Raw genomic sequence first — 23638 nt, 5'->3', positions numbered from 1 at the left:
AAAGAATACGCAGCATTACCGTTGCTGCAAGTATCTTTTACGTTTTAAAATCAATGTGTTGAAAATATTCAAATCTCTTTGTAATATTGAAACGATTCAGTTTATAAGTGATTCTTGAGCAAGGCGGCAGCGACTATGGCGATTCAGGCGAAACCAACTCTAAAAACGATTGCGCAGATCACCGGATTGGGTGTTAGTACAGTGTCGCGTTCGTTGGTAAACGCCCCCGAAATCAAGCAATCAACGAAAGATCGTGTCCGTAAAGTGGCCGATGAGATTGGCTACCGTCGGAATCGCGCTGGCGTCCGCTTGCGTACAGGCAAGACCTATGTGATCAGCCTCGTGCTTCCCACTGAGTCGAAAGCGCTCGGGAATTCATCCAATTTTGCTAGCGGCTTGTCCGAAGCATTGATCGGGTCTCCCTACCACCTAATTGTGACGCCGCACCTGACGAGCGAGGATCCCATGGACGCCATAAGATATGTGGTTGAGAACGAAACTGCAGATGCAATCGTGTTCACGAATACACAGCCTATGGACAACAGGGCCAGATACCTTCTGGATCGCGGGTTACCATTTGCAACGCACGGTCAAACTGGCTTCAAGGACACGCATTGTTTCTACGACTTCGACAACCGCGCATTTTGCAAAGATGGTGTGACATGGCTTGCCAACGCAGGTGTCGACTCGGTGATTCTAATCCCGCCCCCACGTCACATGGCATACGCGCAAGATTGCTTGCAAGGCTGGGCAGAAGGAATTGGCCAGAGTTCTTGCAGCGGTGAAATTCTCAAAGACGTAACGCTGGACTCTTCGCAGGAAGAAATAGCGGCCGCAATGACCTCACGCTTGAAAAATGGAAAAGAAACGATCGGCTTCATAGCAACTAGCGCAGATGTCGGAATCTCTTGCTTTGAAGCCGCCCGACGCGCTGGGATAAAGATTGGCAAAGAAATTCACGTTGTGAGCAAAGAAAGCCATGGGCTGGTACAACGCATTTGTCCCGCAATCAAGTCGGTGGAAGAAGACTTCCAGGCAGCCGGAAAAGGCCTTGGCAATATGATGCTCAAACAACTTGCGGACCCCTCAGCCCTGCCGCAGTCATGGATTGAAACACCTCGCTTTTAGCAGAGGTGCTGATGTTGCCAGAACAATGCCCTAAAGCATCGACAAACAAATGAACCCATAGCCTCAAAGCGCCCATAACTCCGCAACAATCTTTAACCCACCCCTTTTTTGTACCTGATTTATGTGCTATTCTGTCCCTAGTTTTAGCATTCAGCTAAGCCGCGCTTATAGATGTAAGCGGATTACATAGCTTCAAGAGTGAAGCCCCATATCAACGAATGGAGGTGACCATGAAAATGGTACTGAAAACGTTGAGTGTTGGGGAGCTTCGCTCGCCAAACTCAACAGCAAGACAACATAACAGACACCAGCGAAAGAAAGCTCGCGCGCTGGTGCTGTCAGACAAACGGGCCAAAGCATCAGTATTCATTTGACGAGTATGTCTACGAGATCACTAAAGAACGCCACTCGGTGAGAGCAGCGTCACGGTATAGTTTGAATGTGCTACGTTTTGAGAGTGACCTTTGCGAGTTGAATAGATTGTGAAACGAGGCATGGATTGGAGCGAATTTCTGTAACCCGTGCACGCGCCTAAGCCTCTGCATCGTAGGCTGTTATGGTCTTCATAATTTATGTATTACACTCAAAACAACCTTAGGTTGTTTTTCTAAAATTGGTGCTTGAAATGAACGGGATACCTATTTGCATGGTTATGCCCCACCCCATCGGTCCCTCTACCCCCTAGTTCAAATATACCTCGCAACGAACGACAACATTGCCATTTGGTTAATTTAAAAGTCTGAAGCGGGCACTCGGTTCAACTTCAGAAAACGAAGCAATCATATTATTAATGGGTAAGAGAATGGGTAGCACTCAATTTCAAGGCTAACACATTGAAAATGTCTGCCTTATGGCGGAGGAGGTGGGATTCGAACCCACGGTAGACTTTCACCTACGTCGGTTTTCAAGACCGGTGCATTCAACCACTCTGCCACTCCTCCGACGAACCCCGCATAGCTGCAGAAGATTGATTCTAAAAGAGCCAATCTTAAATAAAACAGACTTTCGTAGCCAAATTGGCTTAAAATCAATATCATGGCGCGACCTCGCACCAAAAACCTCCATTCCCATTCGCTGTTTATGTTTGCGCGGCTGAAAAACAATCAGCTCTTCTAAAAGATTAACCCCATGAGCCAGCAACCGGCATTGAAACTTCATCATTAACCGATAAACTGTGTTTACGGCATATCAGGTATAGGTAGAGCAATGTTTTGGCGGTTTTCACCACTTCAAATTAAAAAAGCAGGGGCAATCACATTTTTTATGTTTTGCATCTGCGCCTTTTTGGGGCAGGTTGCCTGGTCGTTTGACACCAAAGCCAAAGCCGCCTACGCGATTGATCTGACCAGTGGTTCCGTGCTGCTGTCAAAAAACTCAGAAACGCCCTTGCCGCCAGCTTCTATGTCAAAACTGATGACGCTTTATATGGCGTTCGAGTTTATCCGAGCGGGCCGTTTAAACCTGGATGAAAAGCTGCCTGTTTCTGATCATGCAGCCAGCTATGGTGGCTCAACAATGTTTCTGGATACATCCGATCGCGTCACGGTCGAAGATCTCTTGCGCGGGATTATTGTACTATCTGGAAATGATGCCTGCGCGGTCATCGCCGAAGCCCTATCGCCCGATGGAACCGAAGCCGGCTTTGCCACTATGATGACGCAGCGCGCGAAACAACTTGGCATGACACAGTCAACTTTTACAAATTCAAATGGCTGGCCACAGATCGGACACGCGATGAGCGCGCATGATCTAGGTCTTTTAGCATCCGCTCTGATCAAAGACTTTCCAGAATTTTACCCGCTTTTCGCCGAACAACGCTTTGAATTTGATGGAAGAGCCCCTGCGAATACACAAAACCGTAACCCTTTGTTGAAATTGCAGATCGGAGCCGACGGGTTAAAAACGGGTCATACAAAAGAGGCCGGATATGGGCTTGTAGGATCGGCCGTACAGGGCGAGCGCCGTATTGTGTTTGTGCTTTCAGGCTTGGGTTCGGCGCGCGAGCGCGCGGAGGAAGCAGAAGCGATGGTGAATTGGGCCTTCCGACAATTCTCGCTGCGCCCCCTCAGATCAAAAGGTACCCCGCTGGCATTGGCGCCGGTTTGGAATGGTAGCGAAAAATCAGTTGCTTTGTCCTTGAACCAAGACCTACAAATTCTGGTACCCGTAATGAGCAAAGACAGTTTGACCTTGCGGATTGAATATAAGGGGCCGATCCCCGCCCCTATCAAACAAGGTGATAAAATAGCGGATTTGATCGTTTCATCTGATGGTTTACCCGACAGCCGCTACGATCTTTTCGCGGCAACCTCAATTTCAGTTGGTGGGTTTTCTGCGCGGCTGAGAACCGCGGCGATCACCTTGAAAAACATGCTGATCGACGGTCCGGAGGCGGCATTTTGACTTATCCCGGGCGTTTCATCACGTTTGAGGGCATAGATGGGTCTGGCAAATCAACGCAAACCAAGCTTTTGGCGGCGCGCTTGCAAGACGAAGGCTATGATATTATTTTGACGCGAGAGCCCGGTGGCTCAGAAGGTGCAGAAGAAATTCGCGATCTTGTTCTACAAGGCGCAACCGATAGATGGTCTGCTGAAACCGAAATACTATTATTCACTGCGGCCCGGCGTGATCACATCGAACGCACGATTTTACCCGCGCTCATTCAAGGCAAAATCGTCATCTGCGATCGCTTTGCGGATTCAACCCGCATGTATCAAGGTATAAGTCGGGGCGATCTGCGGGCGCTTGTGGATCAGTTGCACCGCCTTATGATCCCATATGATCCCGATATTACGATTTTAATCGATATGGATCCAGAAATCGGATTGAAACGGGCGAAAGCGCGCGCAACAGCAGAGGAACGTTTTGAAGATTTTGGCCTCGATCTGCAACAACGCATGCGCAGCGGATTTTTAGAGCTGGCGCGTGAATTCGAAACGCGTATCGCGGTTGTGGACGGCAATCGTGATATCGTAGAACTGGCCGAAACCATATATCAACGCGTTAAACTGGCGCTCTCATGAAAGATCTTGAGCCGCTGCCAGTGTCCGATAAAATTTTCGGGGCGCCGCATCCCTCTGAAGCCACCACAATTTTTGGTCAAGATAGCGCTCAACAACAATTTTTAAACGCTTTTGACAGGGGCAGGTTGCATCACGCATGGTTGCTGAGCGGCCCGCGCGGCGTTGGCAAAGCAACGCTTGTTTGGAAAATTGCCAAATTCTTGCTCACAACGCCAAATGCGCCGGCCCAAGACGGCCTGTTTGGCGCGATGAGTCAACACGTATCGAATTTGGAAACACCACCAGACCACCCCGCCCTGCCCCGTATACTGGCCGGTTCAGAGCCCGCGCTTTGCGTGCTTAGGCGCAGCTATGATGAAAAACGCAAACGCTTTAAGCAAAATATTACGGTTGATGATGTGCGCAGCCTAAAAAGCTTTTTCGGCCTGTCAGCGGCCGATGGCGGCGCACGCGTGGTGATAATTGATGCCGCCGATGATATGACGGGTAGCGCCGCCAATGCGCTGTTGAAAATGCTGGAAGAGCCGCCCAAAAACGCCTTTTTGTTTTTGATCAGCCATCAACCGGCCGCCCTTTTGCCAACGCTACGGTCGCGCTGCCGAGAGCTGCGCCTCTCAGCCTTATCGCATGATATGATGCAGCAAGCTTTGACTCAGGCAAAAATCCACCTTTCTGAAGAACAAAGCTCACTCTTCACGCGCCTCTCTGCAGGGTCAGCCGGTCAAGCGATCCGTTTGGCTCAGCTTGACGGAGATGCGCTTTACAGCGCGCTAATTTCAACCCTGCAAACGTTGCCCAGCCTGAACCAAAGCGCCGCTTTAAAACTGGCTGAAAGCTTTGCAGGGCAAGCGAATTCAGAGCGTTTTGATTTGTTGATAGACCTTATCGATTATATTTTAGGGCAAGCTGCGAAAACATCGCTTATCCCACTGGATCCGGATTCGGATCCTACAACGCTTGACCAAAAGCTGTTCACAACACTTCATAAAGGGCCAATAGGCGCCCGTAAATGGGCCCTCTTGCAGCAAGATATTTCACAACGAATGCGTCATGGGCGGGCGGTCAACCTTGACCCGGTGACATTGATCCTAGATATGTTCTTCAAGATAGAAAAATGCGCTGCAGCATTGTAAGAGCCAAGGGCCGTGAATGAACATATCCCCCGCGATCACTGATAGCCATTGCCATCTGGATTTCCCAGATTTTGCCGATGAGCTTGACTCTATAATAAGCCGAGCGCAGGCCGCGGGCGTTCATCGCATGGTAACGATTTGTACAAAATTACAGAATGAACCCTCTGTACGCGCCATCGCCGCGCGATATGCACCTGTTTTTTACGCGGCTGGCACCCATCCGATGAGCGCAGCAGATGAGCCTTTGGTCACCCTTGATGAGCTACTGGCGCTTTGTAAACACAAAAAAATGGTGGGGATTGGGGAAACCGGTCTTGATTATCATTATTCAAGCGACAGCGCCGAGATTCAAAAAACCTCGCTTTTGGTGCATATACGCGCAGCGCAACAAAGTGGGTTGCCCCTGATTATTCATGCCCGCGCAGCGGATGAAGACATCGCAGACATTTTGAGCGCTGAGTATAAAAATGCGCCCTATTCTTGCGTCATGCATTGTTTTTCCTCTGGCGAAACCTTGGCGCGCAGATGTTTGGATTTGGGGTTTTACCTATCGCTCTCTGGAATCACAGCCTTCCCCAAAAGCGATCAGCTAAGGGCAATTTTCAAATTCGCGCCGCAAGAGCGGCTTTTGGTCGAAACCGACAGCCCTTATTTGGCGCCGCCACCCCATCGTGGCAGGCGTAATGAACCTGCTTATGTCGCGCTCACCGCCCGCGCAGCGGCGACTTTCTTTGGGCAAGACTATGCTGCGTTCGCAGCGCAGGTTGAGAAAAATTTTAACCGACTTTTTGTAAAAGCTGCCGCCTATGAGACCATGCAATGACAGACCAGTTACGGTTTCGAATTTTGGGATGTGGGTCCTCGGGTGGGGTGCCGCGGCTTGGCGGAAATTGGGGGGCTTGCGATCCCAATAATCCCAAAAATGCCCGAACGCGCTGCTCGCTTTTGGTTGAGCGCCAAAGTGAAAATGGCCGAACACAAGTGCTGATTGACACCTCACCGGATATGCGCGCGCAGCTTTTACAGGCGCAAGTGGGCCGTTTGGATGCGGTGCTCTACACGCATGACCACGCCGATCATGTGCACGGGCTGGATGATTTACGCATGATTGTGTTCAACCGGCGTAGCCGCCTGCCCGTTTGGGCCAACCAAATTACAAGCGCCGGCCTGCTTAGCCGCTTTTCTTATGCGTTCAAACAACCTGAGGGCTCTGCCTACCCCCCCATCTTGCAGCTCAATCACATCGAAGGGCCAGTGAAGATTGATGGCGCAGGCGGCCAGATTGAATTTACACCGTTTGAAGTTGCGCATGGGCAAATCACTGCATTGGGGTTCCGGATCGGTCCCGTGGCTTACTTACCCGATGTTTCAGCCATGCCCCCTGCTGCATGGGAGGCTCTGGCTGGCATTGACTGCTGGATACTGGACGCGTTGCGCCGTGATCCGCACCCCTCACATTCCCATCTGGCCCAAAGCATTGAGTGGATTGATCAATCAAACGTTGCGCGCGCCGTTTTAACAAATATGCATAATGATTTAGATTATGCCACCTTGCAGGTGGAGCTTCCCAAACATATTCTGCCCGCTTTTGACGGGATGGTTCTCTCCTATGATCTTTGATCTTTTTAAGCCCCGGCCATGCACGCGTTAATTGAAGTTATTTTTCCAGTTTTTTTGGTCATCGGGTTCGGCTATGCTGCGGTCTGGGCAGGCTTTTTTTCAACAGATTCTGTTGATGGATTGATGCGTTTCACACAAAACTTTGCTATCCCATGCCTTTTATTTGGTGCGATCGCCTCGCTTGATTTGAGCCAAGTTTTTGATTTTGCGCTTCTGTTTAGTTTTTACAGTGGAGCAACCGTCTGTTTTCTGGCCGGATTATTTGGATCAAGGCTTTTGTTCCAGCGGCCTTGGGAAGATTGCGTTGCGATTGGCTTTTGCTGTCTGTTTTCCAATTCACTCATGCTCGGTTTGGCGATTACCGAACGCGCCTATGGCGCGGCCGCATTGACCTCAAATTACGCGATCGTCGCCTTGCATGCCCCTTTTTGCTACTGCCTTGGCATCTTAACCATGGAAATTGTACGCAACCGGCAGAAATCGGTGATGCCCGTTGTAAAAAGCGTCTTTATCGCCATGTTCAAAAATGCTCTCTTTCTAGGCATTCTGGTCGGCTTTGCCGTCAATTTTCTAAAAGTCCCGCTGCCCAGCCCTGTCACCGAAGCCGTTGACATGTTGATCCAAGCCGCCTTACCGGCAGCTCTGTTCGGGATGGGGGGCGTTTTGTACCAATACCGGCCTGAAGGCGATACAGGGCCAATTTTATGGGTTATGGCGGTGGCCCTGCTGCTGCATCCCTCTTTGGTCTGGATAAGCGGGCAAGCACTGTCACTTGAGCAAGCGGGGCTGCGCTCGGCTGTGTTAACCAGCGCGATGGCCCCTGGCATCAACAGCTATGTCTTTGCCAATATGTATGGGGCTGCGCGACGCGTTGCAGCGTCGGCAGTCTTATTCAGCACCTCAGCCTCGATCATAACCGTCTGGTGCTGGTTATATATTTTACCCTAAAAGTATCTGATCATTATGCATATTTTTCAATATGCTATGATTGAAATCCGGCTTAGGCTGTGGTGCATAAATTTGACAATATCAACCACAAAAGTTATCGGATCTTCATGACTGCACAACATATATATGGCCGTTATCACGTTTCTCCGCAAATCGATGTAGCGGATGTTGATGGTTTAAAAAAAGCCGGCTTCACGACTATAATCTGTAACCGACCAGATTTTGAAGTTCCTTTAGAACTGCAATCCGAGGTTATAAAAGTCGCAGTTGAAGCGGCTGGAATGCGGTTCGAAGTGTTGCCACTGAGCAGCCACAGCATGGACCGAGACACCATTGCCCATCAATTTGAACTGGTAGAGCAATCACAAGGGCCCGTTCTGGCCTATTGTGCCTCTGGAACACGATGCACGATAATCTGGGCCTTATCACAAGCGGGTCTGCGTGACGCAGAGGAAATTTTATCCTTAACCGCACAAGCGGGCTATCCATTGGACGGGTTGCGGCCTTATCTTACCAAAAATTCATAGCTTGAAAGCCACGCCGGGCTTTACTTCAACAGCAGGTTAGATTGCCATTTGCTTGGAGTTCAAACCGAAGGCAAACGCAAAAGTCCGCTCAAACCTCGCCTTCATGGCCCTCGGCCGGCGTTTCATTGCCCCTCGGCTGCGCTCCCCCCTGCGACTCACCCTGCTCAGGAATCGACACAGGCTCAGTAAGCTCAGTTTCAAGAGCGTTTAAAACGACCGCGCGCCGCAGCCCTATTTTCCCTAACCTCACCGGCAAAGGCGCAGCGCCCCCTTCGGGCCTAAGCAACGCGTTGTCAAAAACCGTTTGAGGAAGGGGTAAGATCGTGCCTTTCCGCCATTTTTCAAGCGCGTTCCAAGGTATTGAAAAGCGATGCAGCTCTGCGCGTAAATTCGCCTGGAGTGACATCAAATCGGTTTGTGCGCCCAATTTTAAACCTTCGCCGTTTTGCATCACCGCGCCCAAACTCATTATTTCGCAAGGAACTCCAACCATAATCACTAAATTATCCGCGACCTCCTCAACGGAAAAACTGGTTTGAAATATCGTGAAATGAGAACTGCTTAACCACAAACTCAAAGCGTCCGGATCCTTTGCGGGAAACACCAAGCGCAATCCTTTCAAAGATTCTTGCAAGCGCGCAGAAAGCCCCTTCAGCGGCATTGATCGCAAAACATCATCTATGAAGGGGGCGACCAACGCAAAATCAGTGCGCGTTGAGGCGCGTCCGCGGGCCAAAGCGCGCCCCGAAACGCGCCCCAATGTTTGGATTTCGATCAAACACCTGAGCGCAGTCCAGTTCAAGGCTGCAAAACCTAATGCCTCATCTTCGCCCTTTAGGGCACCAATCAGAACAAAATCTTTCAAAGCTATAGCGATATCCTGCGCTAAAAGCAGCTGCGAGTCGTGATGCGCTGGACGCAACGCTAAGTTCATCTGCCCGAGTGCTGATTTGGCAACAGCGATTTGCAAACCTTCACTGATGATCCGGTGGACCTGCTTTCCTTGTGGGCGCGCCAAGCTGGCTTTTTGGCGCAATATATTGACGGCTCTTTCGATCGCGCTTTTCCTTAGCAAGATGACGTTTCCGACCCTGTGAGAAAAGCTTTAGCCTTGAGATGCTTAAAATTTCCTTTAAACGCGTTTTGCGGAGCCGTCATCATCCAAGGGCAATAAAACCCGAAACCCTGCGCCACCTTGGCCCGGCAAATACGAAATATCTCCGCCCAAGCGCTGCATTATTTCTTTGCAGATCGCCAATCCCAATCCCGCACCGCCAGCTTTTTGATCCCCAGCCCGTGAAAATTTCTCAAAAATCAGATCTTGCTGATCCTTTGGGATACCGCGGCCATTATCCACGAAGTCCAAAACCAACTGACGACCTCTTTGAAATCCTGTTACGGTAAGGGATGGCGCCGCCGCTTCACAATATTTAACCGCGTTGGCGATTAAATTGATGAACACTTGGCCAAGCCGCATATCGTCGGTTTTTATCTCAGGGCAGTTTTCGGGCAGCTTTACCCGCAACGCTAATTTATCTAGCTCGGCTCCACCACCGACTGTCAACGCTGCGCGTTGCAACAAGGGCTCAATCGCGGTGCTGCTAATCTTTAACGTGACTTGCCCATTCTCTAGCACGCTCAAATCAAGCAGGTCGTCCAAAAGCTGGGTTAGCCTGAGCGATTCTTCGTGAATAATCCCCGCATATTTGTTTAAATCACCCGTGGATAAATCGGGGCCATCGCGCAAAATTTCGGCAAAAGCCAATATAGAAGTCATTGGGGTGCGCAGTTCATGGCTGATCTGGGATAGAAAGGCATCTTTTTGCACGGATAGCCTGGTCAGTTTATCGTTTGCGCGCCGCAATTGGCCCGCCGTGCGCACCAATTCATCCGATTTCATTTCTAGCCGACTTGAATATTCAAGCATTTGGGCCGTTTCATCGGCCACCGCCATCAGATCCTGAACAGAGACGGCAAGACCACCCATTATTTTTCCCATCATCGCATGCGCCGTCGCCGCCCCAACCGATCCTGCAAGCGCCCGCTCTAGTTTTTGTAAAAACTCTGGTGTGGGTTCAGGAAGATATCCAGCCCCACCTTGCTTCACAACTTCACTTTGAAACAAAGCCTGCGCTTCGAGGGATCCCAAGATCCGTTGCGCCATAACCATCAGCTCTTCGCTTTGCCCAACCCGGCCATTCCAACTATGCGGGCTGGGAGCGTAATCAAAGGTATTCACGAATTGTACCGCCTGCAGCCGTTCCAGGGGTGATGGAAAACTGATCAATGACACAAAAACAAATACCAAGCTGTTCAAAGAGATGCTCCAGAACACCGCATGCACCAAGGGATCTAAACCTGAAATTCCAAATAAAGCCTGTGGGCGCAACCAAGAAATTTCAAACGGACCCAGCTGCATAAGCTGCAGCAAAAATCCAAGATCCAAACCCAAACTTGGAATAAAAAGAGTATAAAGCCAAATACCAAAGCCCGTGCCAACCCCCCATAAAGCCCCAAGACGAGTTGCCCCGCGCCAGAAGATACCACCAATCAAGGCCGGCAATACTTGTACAACACCGGTAAATGACACCAAGCCAATAGCGGCCAGCGCAGCGCCCCCGCCCGACAACGAATAATACAGATACCCCAAGAGCAAAATCACCGCGATTGACAAACGCCGCGCCATTAAAACCACTTTACGTACATCGCCCGACATGCTCAGCATATTGCCACTGACCCGCAGAAAAAGTGGCATCACCACATGGTTGGAAACCATCGTTGATAAGGCGATTGAGGCCACAATCACCATTGAGGTGGCCGATGAGAACCCGCCTAAAAAGGCTAGAATGGCCAGACTGTCTTGCCCCTGAGACAACGGCAAGGTCAAAACGAACAGATCCGGATTGGCGTCCGATGGCAAGATATCAAGCCCCACAACCGCGATTGGCACCACGAAAAGCGACATCAACAGCAAATAGAGCGGAAAGGCCCATGAGGCGGTTTCCAAAAATGCCTCATCTTCATTTTCAACCACCAAAACCTGAAACATCCGAGGCAAGCATAAAAATGCCGCCGCTGACAAGAATGTCAGGCTGGCCCAGCGGCTGTTATCAACGCTCCAATGCGCCAAAGACGACTGATCAATTTTTGCAAATGTCTGGCCGATTCCTCCCATAACCCCCCAGACAACGAAGACACCAACCGCCAAAAGCGCAAACAGCTTCACAATCGCCTCAACCGCAATCGCAATCACCACGCCGTGATGTCGTTCATTCACATCCAAGTTTCGGGTTCCAAAAACGATGGTGAATAAAGCCAAGCCAACGGCAACCCAAAACGCCGTATTGCCCCCCAATGTTGCGCTTTGTCCAACCTCTCCCGATGCTGCGAACACTTCAAAGGATAGGGTGACAGATTGCAGTTGCAGCGCGATATAGGGGGTTGTGCCGACCACAGCCAAAAATGTGATCAAAGCCGCCAAACTGTTTGATTTTCCAAATCGAGACGATAATAAATCCGCTATCGAGGTGACCCTTTGGCTGCGACCGATGCGCACCAGCTTGCGCAAAACCCACCACCAGCCAAACATGACCAATGACGGTCCGATGTAAATTGTCAGAAATTCTAACCCTGAGCGCGCAGCATAGCCAACGGCGCCATAAAAGGTCCAGGCAGTGCAATATATTGAAATGGATAAAGTATAAATCCAGGCGCTGCGCAACCATCGCCCGCGGCCGCGCATCGCGGCTTTTTCCGCAATAAACGCTACTGCGAACAACAACCCGACATAAAGTAAGCACACGAAAATGAGCAGATTCAACATTAGAGTTCGGCCTTATCGGAACCCGATACATCTATCGAGCGCTGAACATCCTCGGGCAAATGCCGCAATTTCCAAGACAAAACAAACTGACTTACGATCAAAAGGAGCCAGACGCCAAACACATAAAGACCCGCGCTGGAAATTAAGATCGACGGCTTTTCGATAGACTGCCACAGGAATGGCACGCTCCATAAAAAAATGCCCAACAGTGGCAGAATATGCGCCGCGTCAATCACTCTGCGCGCCTTGTAATTGCGCCGTTCTAAAAAAACGGGTCCTTGTGGCATGCTTATGCCCCAGCCAATTCGCGGACAGCGTCTAACATCTCTTGATTGGAAAACGGCTTTGTCATGAACCGGCTTGCGCCTAGAGCTTCGGCCATTTGACGGTCTTTCGTCTGGCCTCGCGCCGTCAACATCAATACTGGAATCTCCAAACATTCAGGGGTAAGCCGAATTTCTCTTAAAATATCATAACCGCTTTTACCTGGAAGCATCACATCCAAAATAATCAAATCGGGCAGGCTGGTTTTAATGACAGCATTGGCATCATGCCCATTCGCATGCGTCTTGACCTGCCATCCATCGCGCGACAGAATATATTGCACCGCCTCAATGATGTTTGGCTCATCCTCGATAAGCAGAACCGTCTTCGCCATCGTTCCTCCCAAAACTGACTGCTGTGACCAGCACGGCTTAAGCGATACTTAACAATATTTCTTCAACGGATGTCAAAACTCTTCGGCGAACACAGAAATTTCGCGGCGCGCAAAACAATCTGCGCGCGTGCAAAGCCGGCAGGTTAAGCCAACTTCACGCGGCATCTGCGCGTGTGGCATTTCTGCAGATGGCACCTGAGATACGCTTTCGTGGGGCTGAAGCAGCATATAGCCCACGGGCAACACAGGATCAGCGCGCGCTGGAATTTCCGGAAGCTGGGCGAAGGAAAAGCTTTGAAACAGCCCTCCTTCACGCCCATTTTGTTGAAGCTTGAGGCGGATCGGACGCATTGGAAGTTGCAGCGCTTCAAAAACTGGCCAAATAGCACAAAACCCAGCCGATATGGGCAATTTAAACCCTGGAACGGGTTTGTTGAACAGCACGCTTCCTGAGGCATCACAAATCAATAGGCCCACCTCAACGTTTAAAATCTGGGCGCCCAGAGATGCCATGCGCCGCATAACCACGGGTAAGGCTTGGCCTGAGCGGCGGGCAGCCTCAACAGGATCGCTGCCAAACTCATTCAAAATACGCGACAACGTGGTTTGCGGCAACGCAAGAGCATCTTTTTGATACTGCGCAAGGTAATCCTGCAATAATTTTTGCGCTTGGACCGACAATTGAGGATTCGCCTCGACGCGACGTGTCACATCGCCCCCGCTTTCTTCAAATTCTTCAAAGTAATACCGCCGCGTGGCCAAAAGCCCATCAAGTTCTTCGCGCGGCGATAAGATATTGTTTTGGTCTGCATCCTCGGGATCTAAAAATCCTACCAAGGCTTGGGCTCCAGCTGCCAACCGGCGGCTATCCTCGTTTAAATTGCGGTGAAACCGGTTTTGCCATTCAGGCTCGATATTGGTGGTTTCAGCCAGAATAGCGCTTGTAGAACGGATTGCGGTTGCTGCGCTGAGCACTTCAAACAGGGAACCTGCCAAGCGCGGATCATGCGACAAACGATCGGCCATCGCATTCACCATATGTTCAAGTTCGCGGTATTTCCCATGCAGCGCGACCAAACGATTTGCCCAGGGTAAAAACCGTGCGGCAAAATCGGCGGTATCTTTGGGCAACACTGTCGCCTCAGCGTCCAACAGCGCCGCGATATCATTTAACCCTGCGATCAATGCCGCCTCTGCCCCTTGGCTTAAAAGCGTGGCCTCCACGTTGAGCAGCTTGGCAAGGTCAATCAACAATTTGCCAGCGATTTTCCGGCGATCATGCTCTATCAAATTCAAATAGGGCGCCGATATCCCGGCCCTCGCCGCTAATTCGGCTTGCTTCAGGCCCGCCGCAAGCCGGGCTTGCCGGATCCGCGCACCCGGTGTGTTTTCTGAAGTCATATTTTATATCCTAATTTCAGCAGGATGCCGCGTTGCAACATAAATAAATTTACAAAAACTGTCTATTCCATTTACATAAATTTACAAAATTTTTGTTGATTTGATGATGTTTATTGCGAAATTTTCTAATTACAAAGATAAATACCTTACATTCTAGTGATGTGCGCCCAATCGGAGGAGACTGGGCTTGAAACGCGACATGGGAGGTTTTTATGTCAAAATCGAATTTTACACGCCGCGGCGTTTTGCAGACCGGCGCCGTTGCCGGTGCAGGCTTGGCCCTGCCGACAATTATCACGGCCGGTAGCCATGCAGGCTATACAAACGCCCCCACAGGCAGCAGCGTAACGCTTGGCTTTAACGTGCCGCAAACGGGCCCTTACGCAGAAGAGGGTTTAGATGAGCTTCGCGCGCAAGAGCTTGCGGTAGAGCATTTGAACGGCGAAGGCGATGGCGGAATGATGAACACGTTCAGCTCAAAAGCGCTGAAGGGCAACGGCATTTTGGGTAAAAAGGTTCAATTTGTCACGGGCGACACGCAAACGAAATCTGATGCGGCGCGTGCCTCTGCGAAATCTATGATCGAAAAAGACGGCGCGATCATGGTAAATGGCGGGTCATCGTCGGGCGTTGCAATCGCGGTTCAAGGCCTGTGTCAGGATGCCGGCATTATCTTTATGGCGGGCTTGACCCACTCAAACGACACCACGGGTAAAGATAAAAAGGCCAATGGCTTTCGCCATTTCTTCAACGGGTACATGTCAGCAGCTGCTTTGGCCCCCGTTTTGAAAAACGCCTATGGCGCTGATCGCCGCGCGTATCACCTGACGGCGGATTACACTTGGGGTTGGACACAGCAGGAATCGATTGCGGCGGCAACCGAAGCCATGGGCTGGGAAACTGTGAACAATGTGCTGACGCCATTGGCATCAACAGATTTCTCTTCTTACATCGCGCCCGTGTTGAACTCAGGCGCCGATGTGTTGGTTCTGAACCATTATGGCGGTAACATGGTGAACTCTTTGACCAATGCTATCCAGTTTGGTCTGCGGGACAAAATGGTGAATGGCAAACAGTTTGAAATCGTTGTTCCGCTTTATTCAGAGTTGATGGCGGCTGGTGCGGGTGAAAACGTGCAAGGCGTGATCGGTTCGATGAACTGGAATTGGCAGCTACCAGATGCCGGATCAAAAGCCTTCGTCAAATCGTTTGGCGAGAAATATGGACGTCCACCGTCAAATTCTGCGCATACATGCTACGTTCAAACCTTGCTTTATGCGGATGCTTGCGAGCGCGCAGGAACGTTTAACCCCTGCGGCGTAGGCGAAGCTTTGGAAGGGTTTGAGTTTGATGGTTTGGGCAATGGTCCAACCTTGTATCGCGCTGAGGACCACCAATGCTTCAAGGACGTGCTGGTTATGAAAGGTAAAGAAAACCCGACCAACCAATACGATACGCTTGAAATCGTTGAAGTGACGCCACGCGCCCAAGTGGAATACGAGCCCGATCACCCCATGTTTGCGGGTGGTGATTTGGGCACCTGTAATCCAGGCGCATAAGCCGGCTCAAGAAAATAAGGGCGGGGGCAGTTAGCCTCCGCCCTTGCCTATTTCCCAGTGGCAGTGCACTGGTACCCTTTAATTTTTATAAAGGCACGAACGATGGACGCATTCATCCTTCAAATTTTAAATGGTTTAGATAAGGGCTCGGCTTACGCTCTGATCGCTCTTGGGCTCACGTTGATCTTCGGCACGTTGGGCGTTGTAAACTTTGCGCATGGCGCCTTGTTTATGATTGGCGCATTCTGTGCGGTCACCTTGTCCAAACTGTTAAGCATCAGCTATGAAGAGGTTGACGAAACCCAAACCGACTTTTTGGGCAATCCGCTCAAGGTTGACGTGCCATATATAAACGGACTTTTGGGGCCTGATTTGGGCGGCAGCGTCATTGAATGGGCGGTCCCTCTTTCGATTGTTTTCTCGATACCAATCATGATTGTGATTGGCTTTGTGATGGAACGCGGGCTTATCAAACATTTTTATAAGCGCCCCCATGCAGATCAAATTTTGGTCACGTTCGGCCTTGCAATCGTGCTGCAGGAAATCATTAAGCTTTGGTTTGGCGCCAACCCAATCCCGACGCCAGCCCCCGATGCACTTTCTGGTGTAGCCAATTTGGGGGAATGGGTGGGGCTGCAAGTGCCCTATCCGGTCTGGCGTATCGTGTATTTCTGCTTTTCTGTCTTGATTATTGGTGGGATATTCGCGTTTTTGCAATTCACCACCTTTGGCATGGTGGTGCGCGCGGGAATGGCCGATCGCGAAACCGTTTCCATGCTGGGCATCAATATCGATCGGCGCTTTACAATTATGTTCGGCATTGCCTCTGCCGTGGCGGGCCTCGCCGGTGTCATGTATGCGCCGATTAATCCGCCCAATTATCACATGGGCATGGATTTTCTGGTGCTTAGTTTCGTCGTGGTGGTTGTCGGGGGGATGGGATCTTTGCCGGGTGCGGTTTTGGCTGGGTTCCTACTTGGCATCTTGGAAAGCTTTGCCTCAACCACCTGGGCCACGACCACAATTCCGGGCATCAATCAAATCATCATCTATGTGGTGGCAATTATCGTTTTGCTGACGCGCCCACGGGGCTTGCTGGGCAAAAAAGGCGTAATGGAGGATTAATCGATGCTGGGTCTCAACAAAAAAGATTTTTCGCTTCTGGTGATTGTAACCGCGCTTACGCTGCTGGCGCCGTTTTTCCTGAACCCATTCCCGACAAATTCAGGATTGGCCCAGTTCAATGGTGGCTATCCTGATTTGATGCAAAAATTTGTTATCTTTGGTATTTTTGCGGTTGGGTTTAACATTCTGTTTGGCCTCACCGGATATTTGTCTTTTGGGCATGCCGCGTTTTTGGGTGTCGGCAGCTATAGCTGCGTCTGGATGTTTAAATTGCTGGGCTATAATGTTTTGCCCGGAATCGCGTTGAGCATCGTTACTTCAGGGATTTTTGCGTTTCTAATTGGTGTCGTATCTCTTCGCCGCTCGGGTATTTATTTCTCAATCTTAACATTGGCCTTCGCGCAGATGTCTTTCGCGCTGGCCTATTCGGTTTTATCCAACCCGAAATTCAATTTGACCAATGGCGAAACGGGATTGCAAGTCTATGCCAATGATCCGCAATGGTTCCATTCAGCCAGCAAGCCGGACTTACCCCACCTCTTCGGATTCTCCATGCGCGCGACCGAAAAGGTGCAAATGGGCGCTTGGGAGTTTCAATTCAACGCGGGGTATTACCTCTGCGCGGTGTTCATGATCCTATCGGTTTATTTGGCCATTCGAATTTTCAGATCGCCCTTTGGTTTGATGCTGCGTGCGGTGAAATCAAACCAGCAGCGCATGAATTACACCGGCTTGAACGCGCGCCCCTACACGTTGGCGGCTTTTGTGATTTCTGGTATGTATGCAGGCTTAGCCGGAGGGCTTCTCAGCGCGGTCGATCCGCTTGCAGGCGCAGAGCGAATGCAATGGACAGCCTCTGGTGAAGTTGTGCTGATGACCATCTTGGGCGGAGCAGGCACATTGATCGGGCCAATTTTGGGCGCAGGCGTGATTAAGTATTTCGAAAATATCTTCTCAAAAATAAACGATAATGTTCTTCACACGTGGTTTTCATTCATGCCCGACGGGCTCGAAAATTTTATCGTTGCAATTATTCACCCATTTATCGGAAAGGGCTGGCATCTGACCTTGGGCCTTTTGTTTATGTTGGTGGTGATTTTTCTACCCGGCGGGCTTGTCGAAGGCGGCCAGCGAATTGGTAAATTATTTCGCAAAAAAGACGATAAAGCCGCAGCCATAACAAAGCCGGCAGAGTAAGGAAGACACGATGGGTATTCTTGAAATTAACAATGTAGGGATCCGGTTTGGCGGCTTGCAAGCGCTGGGAGATGTGAATCTAAGCATCAAAGAAAATTCAGTGCACGCGATTATTGGTCCAAATGGCGCGGGGAAATCGACCTTGTTGAATTGTCTCGTCGGCAAACTCATTCCCGATACGGGCAGCGTGATGTTTGATGGCCAATCGGTGTTGGGCCGTTCCCCGCATGAGATTAACCAGATGGGTATCTCGCGCGTGTTCCAGACCCCCGAAATTTTTGGCGATCTGAGCGTGTTTGAAAACGTCATGATCCCATGTTTCGCCAAGCGCGACGGCGCGTTTCGGATGCAAGGGCTGGCCAGCGTAGGCTCGCAGGCTGACATCCAGGAAACCGCAGAAAAAATCTTAATGGACGTCAATATGATCGATAAACGCGATATGCATGCTGCATCTTTGTCTCGCGGCGATAAGCGGCGATTAGAAATGGCCATGTGCCTTGTGCAGAACCCAAAATTATTGCTTCTGGATGAGCCAACGGCTGGGATGGCGCGCGCGGATACCAATAATACCATCGATCTTCTGAAGGAGATCAATCAAAAACGCGATATCACAATGGCAATTATTGAACATGACATGCACGTTGTTTTCAGCCTGGCCGAACGGATCACCGTGTTAGCGCAGGGCACCCCGTTGGTAGAAGACACCCCCGAGAATATCAAAGGCCATCCAAAGGTGAAGGAAGCCTATTTGGGCGAGACGCAATAAGGAGCGCTGAAAATGACAGGTAACCTCGCAACAAAAATGGCCAGTAACAGTTATTTTTCGATGCATGATATGCACGCCTATTATGGTGAAAGCTATATCGTTCAAGGCGTCAGCTTAGACGTGAATGAAGGCGAAATTCTGGCTCTTCTAGGGCGCAATGGCGCCGGTAAAACCTCAACGTTGCGCGCAATTGCGCGGCTTGACGACCCACAATTACGCCAGGGTGAAATCTGGCTTGACGGGCAAAGCTTGCACAACATGAGCAGCCACCAAGCCGCGGTCTCTGGCGTGTCTCTGGTGCCGGAAGACCGCCGGATCATTCAGGGTTTGACCGTCGAGGAAAATATTCAACTGGCACAAATTGTAGAGCCTGTCGGCTGGTCGATTGAGCGGCTGTATGATTTGTTCCCGCGCCTGGGCGAACGCCGCAAACAAGAAGGGGTAACCTTATCGGGGGGCGAGCAACAAATGCTGTCGATCGCCCGTGCTCTGGCGCGCGACATTAAGCTATTGCTCCTTGATGAGCCCTATGAGGGTTTGGCGCCGGTTATCGTGGATGAAATCGAGAAAACCTTGGCGATCATTAAAGAGCAAGGCATTACCACCATTATAGTCGAACAAAACGCGGTGCGCGCCTTAGAACTGGCGGATAGATCCGTGATCTTAGACACGGGCAGCGTGGTTTTTGACGGAAGCGCAAAAGAAGTACTGGACAACCCCGACTTGCGTGCTGAATATCTCGCCATCTAAACGTATACGCAGAGGGCGGTTTTTATCCGCCGTTAAGACCACCAACAGAAAATTATGGCTTTCTGACATTAGGGACCAGAGTTATGACCCAGACATCCTACGCACCCACGGCTAAATTCGCTGAAAACGCGCATATCGACCAAGCCCGCTACGAGGCGCTTTATGCCCAGTCGATTGAAGATCCAATCAGCTTTTGGGCCGAACATGGGAAACGGGTTGATTGGATAAAACCATTTGAAACGGTTAAAAACGTCTCTTACGAACATCCCGACGTGTCTATTAAGTGGTTCGAAGATGGCACGTTGAACGTATCGGCAAATTGCATCGACCGCCATCTTGAAAGCCGTGGCAGCCAAACCGCTATTATCTGGGAAGGCGATAATCCTGCTGATAGCAAGCATATCACCTATCATGAATTGCATCAGCAAGTCAGCAAATTATCAAATGTTTACAAAAGCCTTGGCGTAAAAAAAGGGGATCGGGTGGTGCTGTACATGCCGATGATCCCAGAGGCGGCTTATGCAATGTTGGCCTGCACAAGGATTGGGGCAATCCATTCGATTGTGTTTGCCGGGTTTTCGCCAGAGGCTTTGGCAAGCCGCGTAGAAGATTGTGGTGCGGTACTGCTGGTCACGGCGGATGAAGCGCCGCGCGGGGGCAAAAACACCCCGCTGAAAGCCAACGTCGACAAAGCTTTGGCGATCTGCGGTGATGTTAAAACGCTTGTGGTTGAACGCACCGGGGGTGATGTTGGCCTGAAAGAGGGGCGAGATTTTGCATTCGGGGCGATGATGGACAAAGCGGACCCGCATTGCCCGCCAACAGAAATGAACGCCGAAGATCCCTTATTCGTGCTGTATACTTCGGGCTCGACCGGCAAGCCCAAAGGCGTTTTGCACAGCTCGGGCGGCTATCTTGTTTGGGCATCCATGACCCATGAATATGTGTTTGATTATCATCAGGGTGATATTTTCTGGTGTACGGCGGATGTGGGCTGGGTGACCGGGCATAGCTATATTGTTTATGGCCCCCTGGCCAATGGCGCCACAACACTAATGTTTGAAGGTGTGCCCACTTATCCCGATGCAAGCCGGTTTTGGCAAGTCTGTGAAAAACACAAAGTAAACCAATTCTACACGGCCCCGACTGCGATCCGTGCGCTGATGGGCCAAGGCGATGAGTTTGTAAGTAAATGTGATTTAAGCGCCTTAAAAGTCTTGGGCACCGTTGGAGAGCCCATAAACCCTGAAGCTTGGAACTGGTATAATGATGTGGTTGGAAAAGGGAATTGTCCGATTGTTGACACATGGTGGCAAACCGAAACGGGCGGGCATTTGCTCACCCCTCTGCCCGGTGCGACCACTACAAAACCAGGTTCTGCGACCCTGCCGTTCTTTGGGGTGCAACCCGTCATTTTGGACCCGACAACAGGCGAAGAAATTACCTCTACAGAAGCCGAGGGAGTTTTGTGCATCAAAGACAGTTGGCCCGGCCAAATGCGCAGCGTGTTTGGAGATCATGACCGCTTCGTGAAAACCTATTTCAGCGATTTTAAAGGCTATTACTTTTCAGGAGATGGCTGCCGGCGCGATGCCGATGGGTATTACTGGATCACGGGGCGCGTTGACGATGTGATCAATGTTTCAGGTCACCGTATGGGCACGGCTGAGGTGGAAAGCGCATTGGTTGCCCACCCAAAAGTGTCGGAAGCTGCAGTTGTCGGCTATCCCCATGACATCAAAGGCCAGGGCATTTATTGTTACGTCACGCTGATGAGTGGGGAATCGCCAAACGAGGAATTGCGCAGCGAATTGCGCCAATGGGTGCGCAAAGAAATTGGCCCCATCGCTTCGCCTGACTTGGTGCAATGGGCCCCAGGTCTGCCAAAAACGCGTTCAGGAAAAATTATGCGTCGGATTTTGCGCAAAATCGCCGAGAATGACTATGGCAGTTTGGGAGATACATCAACATTGGCCGAACCAGCAGTGGTTGATGAGCTGATCGAAAACCGAATGAATCGCGGATAAAAAAATGCTAAGGTGCTTACGCCGTTCGTAGCCTGCATAATTTATGTCCAAAAAGCGCTTTGCGCAGACTCTTTCAGGTGCAATGGCCTTGCGCCTCTGATCGGTTGATAATGTTGAGCGCTGTTTAGACTGGGAACGGGTTGGGTTTGCCACACCAGAAATATTTTTAGCTCAAGCCACTCGAAACCCGCACATAAGGAAACGTATTTAAGTAATTGATTAATATTAACTTTTAATATTTTATTAAAGATCGCAACGCTGTTTTCAAAACTTTCCCATAATTATTCTTGGGTAACTCAGATACAAAAATATACTCTTTTGGACGTTTAAAACGTGCGATCCTGTCAAGGCAGAATTGATCCAACGCGCTTTGCGAAACGCTATGTGAGAGCCAAGGCACCACAAAGGCGATCACCTCTTCCCCCCAATCGGGATGCCTGCGCCCAATAACGGACACTTCGGAAATACTGGGATGATGCAGCAAAACCTCTTCAACTTCTCGGGGGTAGATATTGCTGCCCCCCGAAATAATTACGTCTTTCGATCGATCTATTAATGTTAAGTAGCCCGCCTTATCCAATTTCCCCATATCGCCGGTCAAAAGCCACCCATTCTTGAACGCCGCTTGCGTGGCTTGTGGATCTTTCCAATATCCAGACATTACCGGAGCGCCCTTCACGGCGATCTCTCCAACCTGCCCCAGCGGTGCAAGCTCTCCTTCACGATCAAACAGTTGAAGCTCAACAACCGATTGCGCCCGCCCTACGGACGATAGGCGCTCTTGCCATCCTTGTGTTTCACGATCGGAAATATCCGCGCGTGACAGCGCGGTTATAGCCATTGGGCATTCTCCCTGACCATAAATTTGAATGAAAATCGGGCCAAAACAGGCAGTGGCATCCACGATATCGCTCAAATACATGGGGCCACCGCCATAAATAACGCTGCGCAAACCCGAAACGTTGACTCCCTTGTGTTGCGCGGCTTTGGTCATGCGTTTGACCATTGTCGGCGCGGCGAACAGATGAGCCCGTTGAAAAAAATTGGCTAATTCAAAAATTTCAAGCGGATCAAACCCGCCAGAACATGGAAAGACGTGCTGCGCGCCCTTCAAGACATGCATTACGTTATAAAGCCCCGCCCCATGCGACAAAGGCGCCGCATAAATCGCTGAATCTTGTGCGCTCACAGCATCCACATCGGCAAAATAACCCAGCGCCATCGCCTGCAGCATCCCATGCGTAATCATCACGCCTTTGGGCTTGCCCGTTGTTCCAGAGGTGTAAAAAAGCCACGCCAAATCGTAGGTACTACGCGCGGTGATGTTTTGAAATCGCCCCATTTCAGCGGCTTGCCTATTACCCGTATCTGGCGCCAGCTGTTTCAAGGCTGCATCAAGCATATTTGGCGCGACAGCAACATAGGTGGTTGCAAGCGGTTCTGCCGCGCTGTCCTGTTGCAATGTTGCGACAAGCTCAGGCTCACAGAACAGCACACGTGCCTCCGAATGTTCCAATATCCAAATCAACTCTTTGGGGTGCAGCTTTGCATTGATTGGCACAACAACCGCCCCCGCCTGCCAGATGCCATAGAACAAACGCAAGTAATCGGGTTGGTTTTTCATAAATACTGCAACCCGATCCCCTGGTAGAACGGCATTTGCGCGCAGCCACTCGGCGATCCGACCGCTGGATTCTGCGAACTGGCCATAAGTTGCAACGATATCTTTGCCCCAAAACAAGGCTGGCCGCTCGGGTGCAGCGCGGGCCTGCCGGTCTAACCAAACTGCCAAATTCATGGAGTTTCCTTTTTTTTATTTAACCAATCAGCTGATGCGTCCCTAGTCCCAACTTGGCGTAAAATTCGACTCGTTCAACAGCTTTTGTCTGTTCAACGCGCTTTCATCCCCCAAACTCTGCGAAAATAGTACAAAACTGCATTTTCCCGACA

20 protein-coding genes and 1 tRNA gene are annotated in these 23638 nt (G+C 50.5%); 14 read left to right on the top strand and 7 right to left on the bottom strand.

Annotation, left to right across the window (positions count from 1 at the left end; translation table 11 throughout):
• Window positions 1-135 precede the first annotated feature (135 nt).
• A complete protein-coding gene (locus tag UM181_13780; protein WQC62375.1) occupies window positions 136-1128 on the top strand; it encodes a LacI family DNA-binding transcriptional regulator in 993 nt (330 codons plus the stop codon).
• Window positions 1129-1979: 851 nt separating this feature from the next.
• Here the strand turns inward: UM181_13780 and UM181_13775 are convergent.
• Window positions 1980-2069: transfer RNA gene (locus UM181_13775), tRNA-Ser, on the bottom strand.
• 322 nt (window positions 2070-2391) lie between these two features.
• Between UM181_13775 and UM181_13770 the strand changes: the two genes are divergently transcribed.
• The 7 genes from UM181_13770 to UM181_13740 all read left to right on the top strand — a co-directional run bounded on the left by UM181_13770 (window position 2392) and on the right by UM181_13740 (window position 8382).
• The gene (locus UM181_13770; GenBank protein WQC62374.1) at window positions 2392-3531 is read left to right on the top strand and encodes a D-alanyl-D-alanine carboxypeptidase family protein; all 1140 of its coding nucleotides are present in this window, start codon (window positions 2392-2394) and stop codon (window positions 3529-3531) included.
• Complete coding sequence (tmk, locus tag UM181_13765) at window positions 3528-4154, top strand: dTMP kinase (GenBank protein WQC62373.1); 627 nt, start codon at window positions 3528-3530, stop codon at window positions 4152-4154. The genes UM181_13770 and tmk overlap by 4 nt, the downstream gene beginning before the upstream one ends.
• On the top strand, window positions 4151-5287 hold the full coding sequence (locus UM181_13760) for a DNA polymerase III subunit delta' (protein ID WQC62372.1): 1137 nt from the start codon (window positions 4151-4153) through the stop codon (window positions 5285-5287). The genes tmk and UM181_13760 overlap by 4 nt, the downstream gene beginning before the upstream one ends.
• A 16-nt stretch (window positions 5288-5303) precedes the next feature.
• A complete protein-coding gene (locus UM181_13755; GenBank protein ID WQC62371.1) occupies window positions 5304-6110 on the top strand; it encodes a TatD family hydrolase in 807 nt (268 codons plus the stop codon).
• Window positions 6107-6907, top strand: a complete 801-nt coding sequence (locus UM181_13750; GenBank protein ID WQC62370.1) for an MBL fold metallo-hydrolase — start codon at window positions 6107-6109, stop codon at window positions 6905-6907. Before UM181_13755 ends, UM181_13750 begins: the two co-directional genes overlap by 4 nt.
• A gap of 18 nt (window positions 6908-6925) precedes the next feature.
• Window positions 6926-7855 (top strand): AEC family transporter, encoded by a 930-nt coding sequence (locus tag UM181_13745; GenBank protein ID WQC62369.1) that lies wholly within the window; start codon window positions 6926-6928, stop codon window positions 7853-7855.
• 107 nt (window positions 7856-7962) lie between these two features.
• A complete protein-coding gene (locus UM181_13740; GenBank protein WQC62368.1) occupies window positions 7963-8382 on the top strand; it encodes a TIGR01244 family sulfur transferase in 420 nt (139 codons plus the stop codon).
• Between the two features lie 88 nt (window positions 8383-8470).
• Here the strand turns inward: UM181_13740 and UM181_13735 are convergent, their stop codons facing one another.
• The 5 genes from UM181_13735 to UM181_13715 all read right to left on the bottom strand — a co-directional run bounded on the left by UM181_13735 (window position 8471) and on the right by UM181_13715 (window position 14264).
• On the bottom strand, window positions 8471-9457 hold the full coding sequence (locus UM181_13735) for a hypothetical protein (GenBank protein WQC62367.1): 987 nt from the start codon (window positions 9455-9457) through the stop codon (window positions 8471-8473).
• Between the two features lie 57 nt (window positions 9458-9514).
• Window positions 9515-12205 (bottom strand): sensor histidine kinase, encoded by a 2691-nt coding sequence (locus tag UM181_13730; protein WQC62366.1) that lies wholly within the window; start codon window positions 12203-12205, stop codon window positions 9515-9517.
• On the bottom strand, window positions 12205-12492 hold the full coding sequence (locus UM181_13725; protein WQC62365.1) for a hypothetical protein: 288 nt from the start codon (window positions 12490-12492) through the stop codon (window positions 12205-12207). Before UM181_13725 ends, UM181_13730 begins: the two co-directional genes overlap by 1 nt.
• Before the next feature lie 2 nt (window positions 12493-12494).
• Complete coding sequence (locus UM181_13720; protein WQC62364.1) at window positions 12495-12863, bottom strand: response regulator; 369 nt, start codon at window positions 12861-12863, stop codon at window positions 12495-12497.
• 72 nt (window positions 12864-12935) lie between these two features.
• Entirely contained in the window at window positions 12936-14264 is a 1329-nt protein-coding gene (locus UM181_13715) for a helix-turn-helix domain-containing protein (protein ID WQC62363.1), read from the bottom strand.
• A 212-nt stretch (window positions 14265-14476) separates the two neighbouring features.
• On the opposite strand from UM181_13715, the gene UM181_13710 reads away from it, so the two are divergent.
• The 6 genes from UM181_13710 to acs all read left to right on the top strand — a co-directional run bounded on the left by UM181_13710 (window position 14477) and on the right by acs (window position 21688).
• Window positions 14477-15823, top strand: coding sequence for a substrate-binding protein (locus tag UM181_13710; protein WQC62362.1), 1347 nt, complete (start codon window positions 14477-14479; stop codon window positions 15821-15823).
• A 102-nt stretch (window positions 15824-15925) separates the two neighbouring features.
• The gene (locus UM181_13705; protein ID WQC62361.1) at window positions 15926-16948 is read left to right on the top strand and encodes a branched-chain amino acid ABC transporter permease; all 1023 of its coding nucleotides are present in this window, start codon (window positions 15926-15928) and stop codon (window positions 16946-16948) included.
• Window positions 16949-16951: 3 nt separating this feature from the next.
• Entirely contained in the window at window positions 16952-18145 is a 1194-nt protein-coding gene (locus UM181_13700) for a branched-chain amino acid ABC transporter permease (protein ID WQC62360.1), read from the top strand.
• A 10-nt stretch (window positions 18146-18155) separates the two neighbouring features.
• Entirely contained in the window at window positions 18156-18911 is a 756-nt protein-coding gene (locus tag UM181_13695) for an ABC transporter ATP-binding protein (GenBank protein ID WQC62359.1), read from the top strand.
• 12 nt (window positions 18912-18923) lie between these two features.
• Entirely contained in the window at window positions 18924-19661 is a 738-nt protein-coding gene (locus UM181_13690) for an ABC transporter ATP-binding protein (protein ID WQC62358.1), read from the top strand.
• Window positions 19662-19744: 83 nt separating this feature from the next.
• Complete coding sequence (acs, locus tag UM181_13685) at window positions 19745-21688, top strand: acetate--CoA ligase (GenBank protein WQC62357.1); 1944 nt, start codon at window positions 19745-19747, stop codon at window positions 21686-21688.
• A 232-nt stretch (window positions 21689-21920) separates the two neighbouring features.
• On the opposite strand, the gene UM181_13680 is transcribed toward acs, so the two are convergent.
• Entirely contained in the window at window positions 21921-23486 is a 1566-nt protein-coding gene (locus UM181_13680; protein WQC62356.1) for an AMP-binding protein, read from the bottom strand.
• Window positions 23487-23638: the final 152 nt, after the last annotated feature.

The organism is Alphaproteobacteria bacterium US3C007, assembly GCA_034423775.1.
Classification (GTDB): Bacteria; Pseudomonadota; Alphaproteobacteria; order Rhodobacterales; family Rhodobacteraceae; genus Thalassovivens; species Thalassovivens spotae.
The sequence above is the reverse complement of the archived record's forward strand: the minus strand, read 5'-3'. Positions and strand labels throughout refer to the sequence as shown.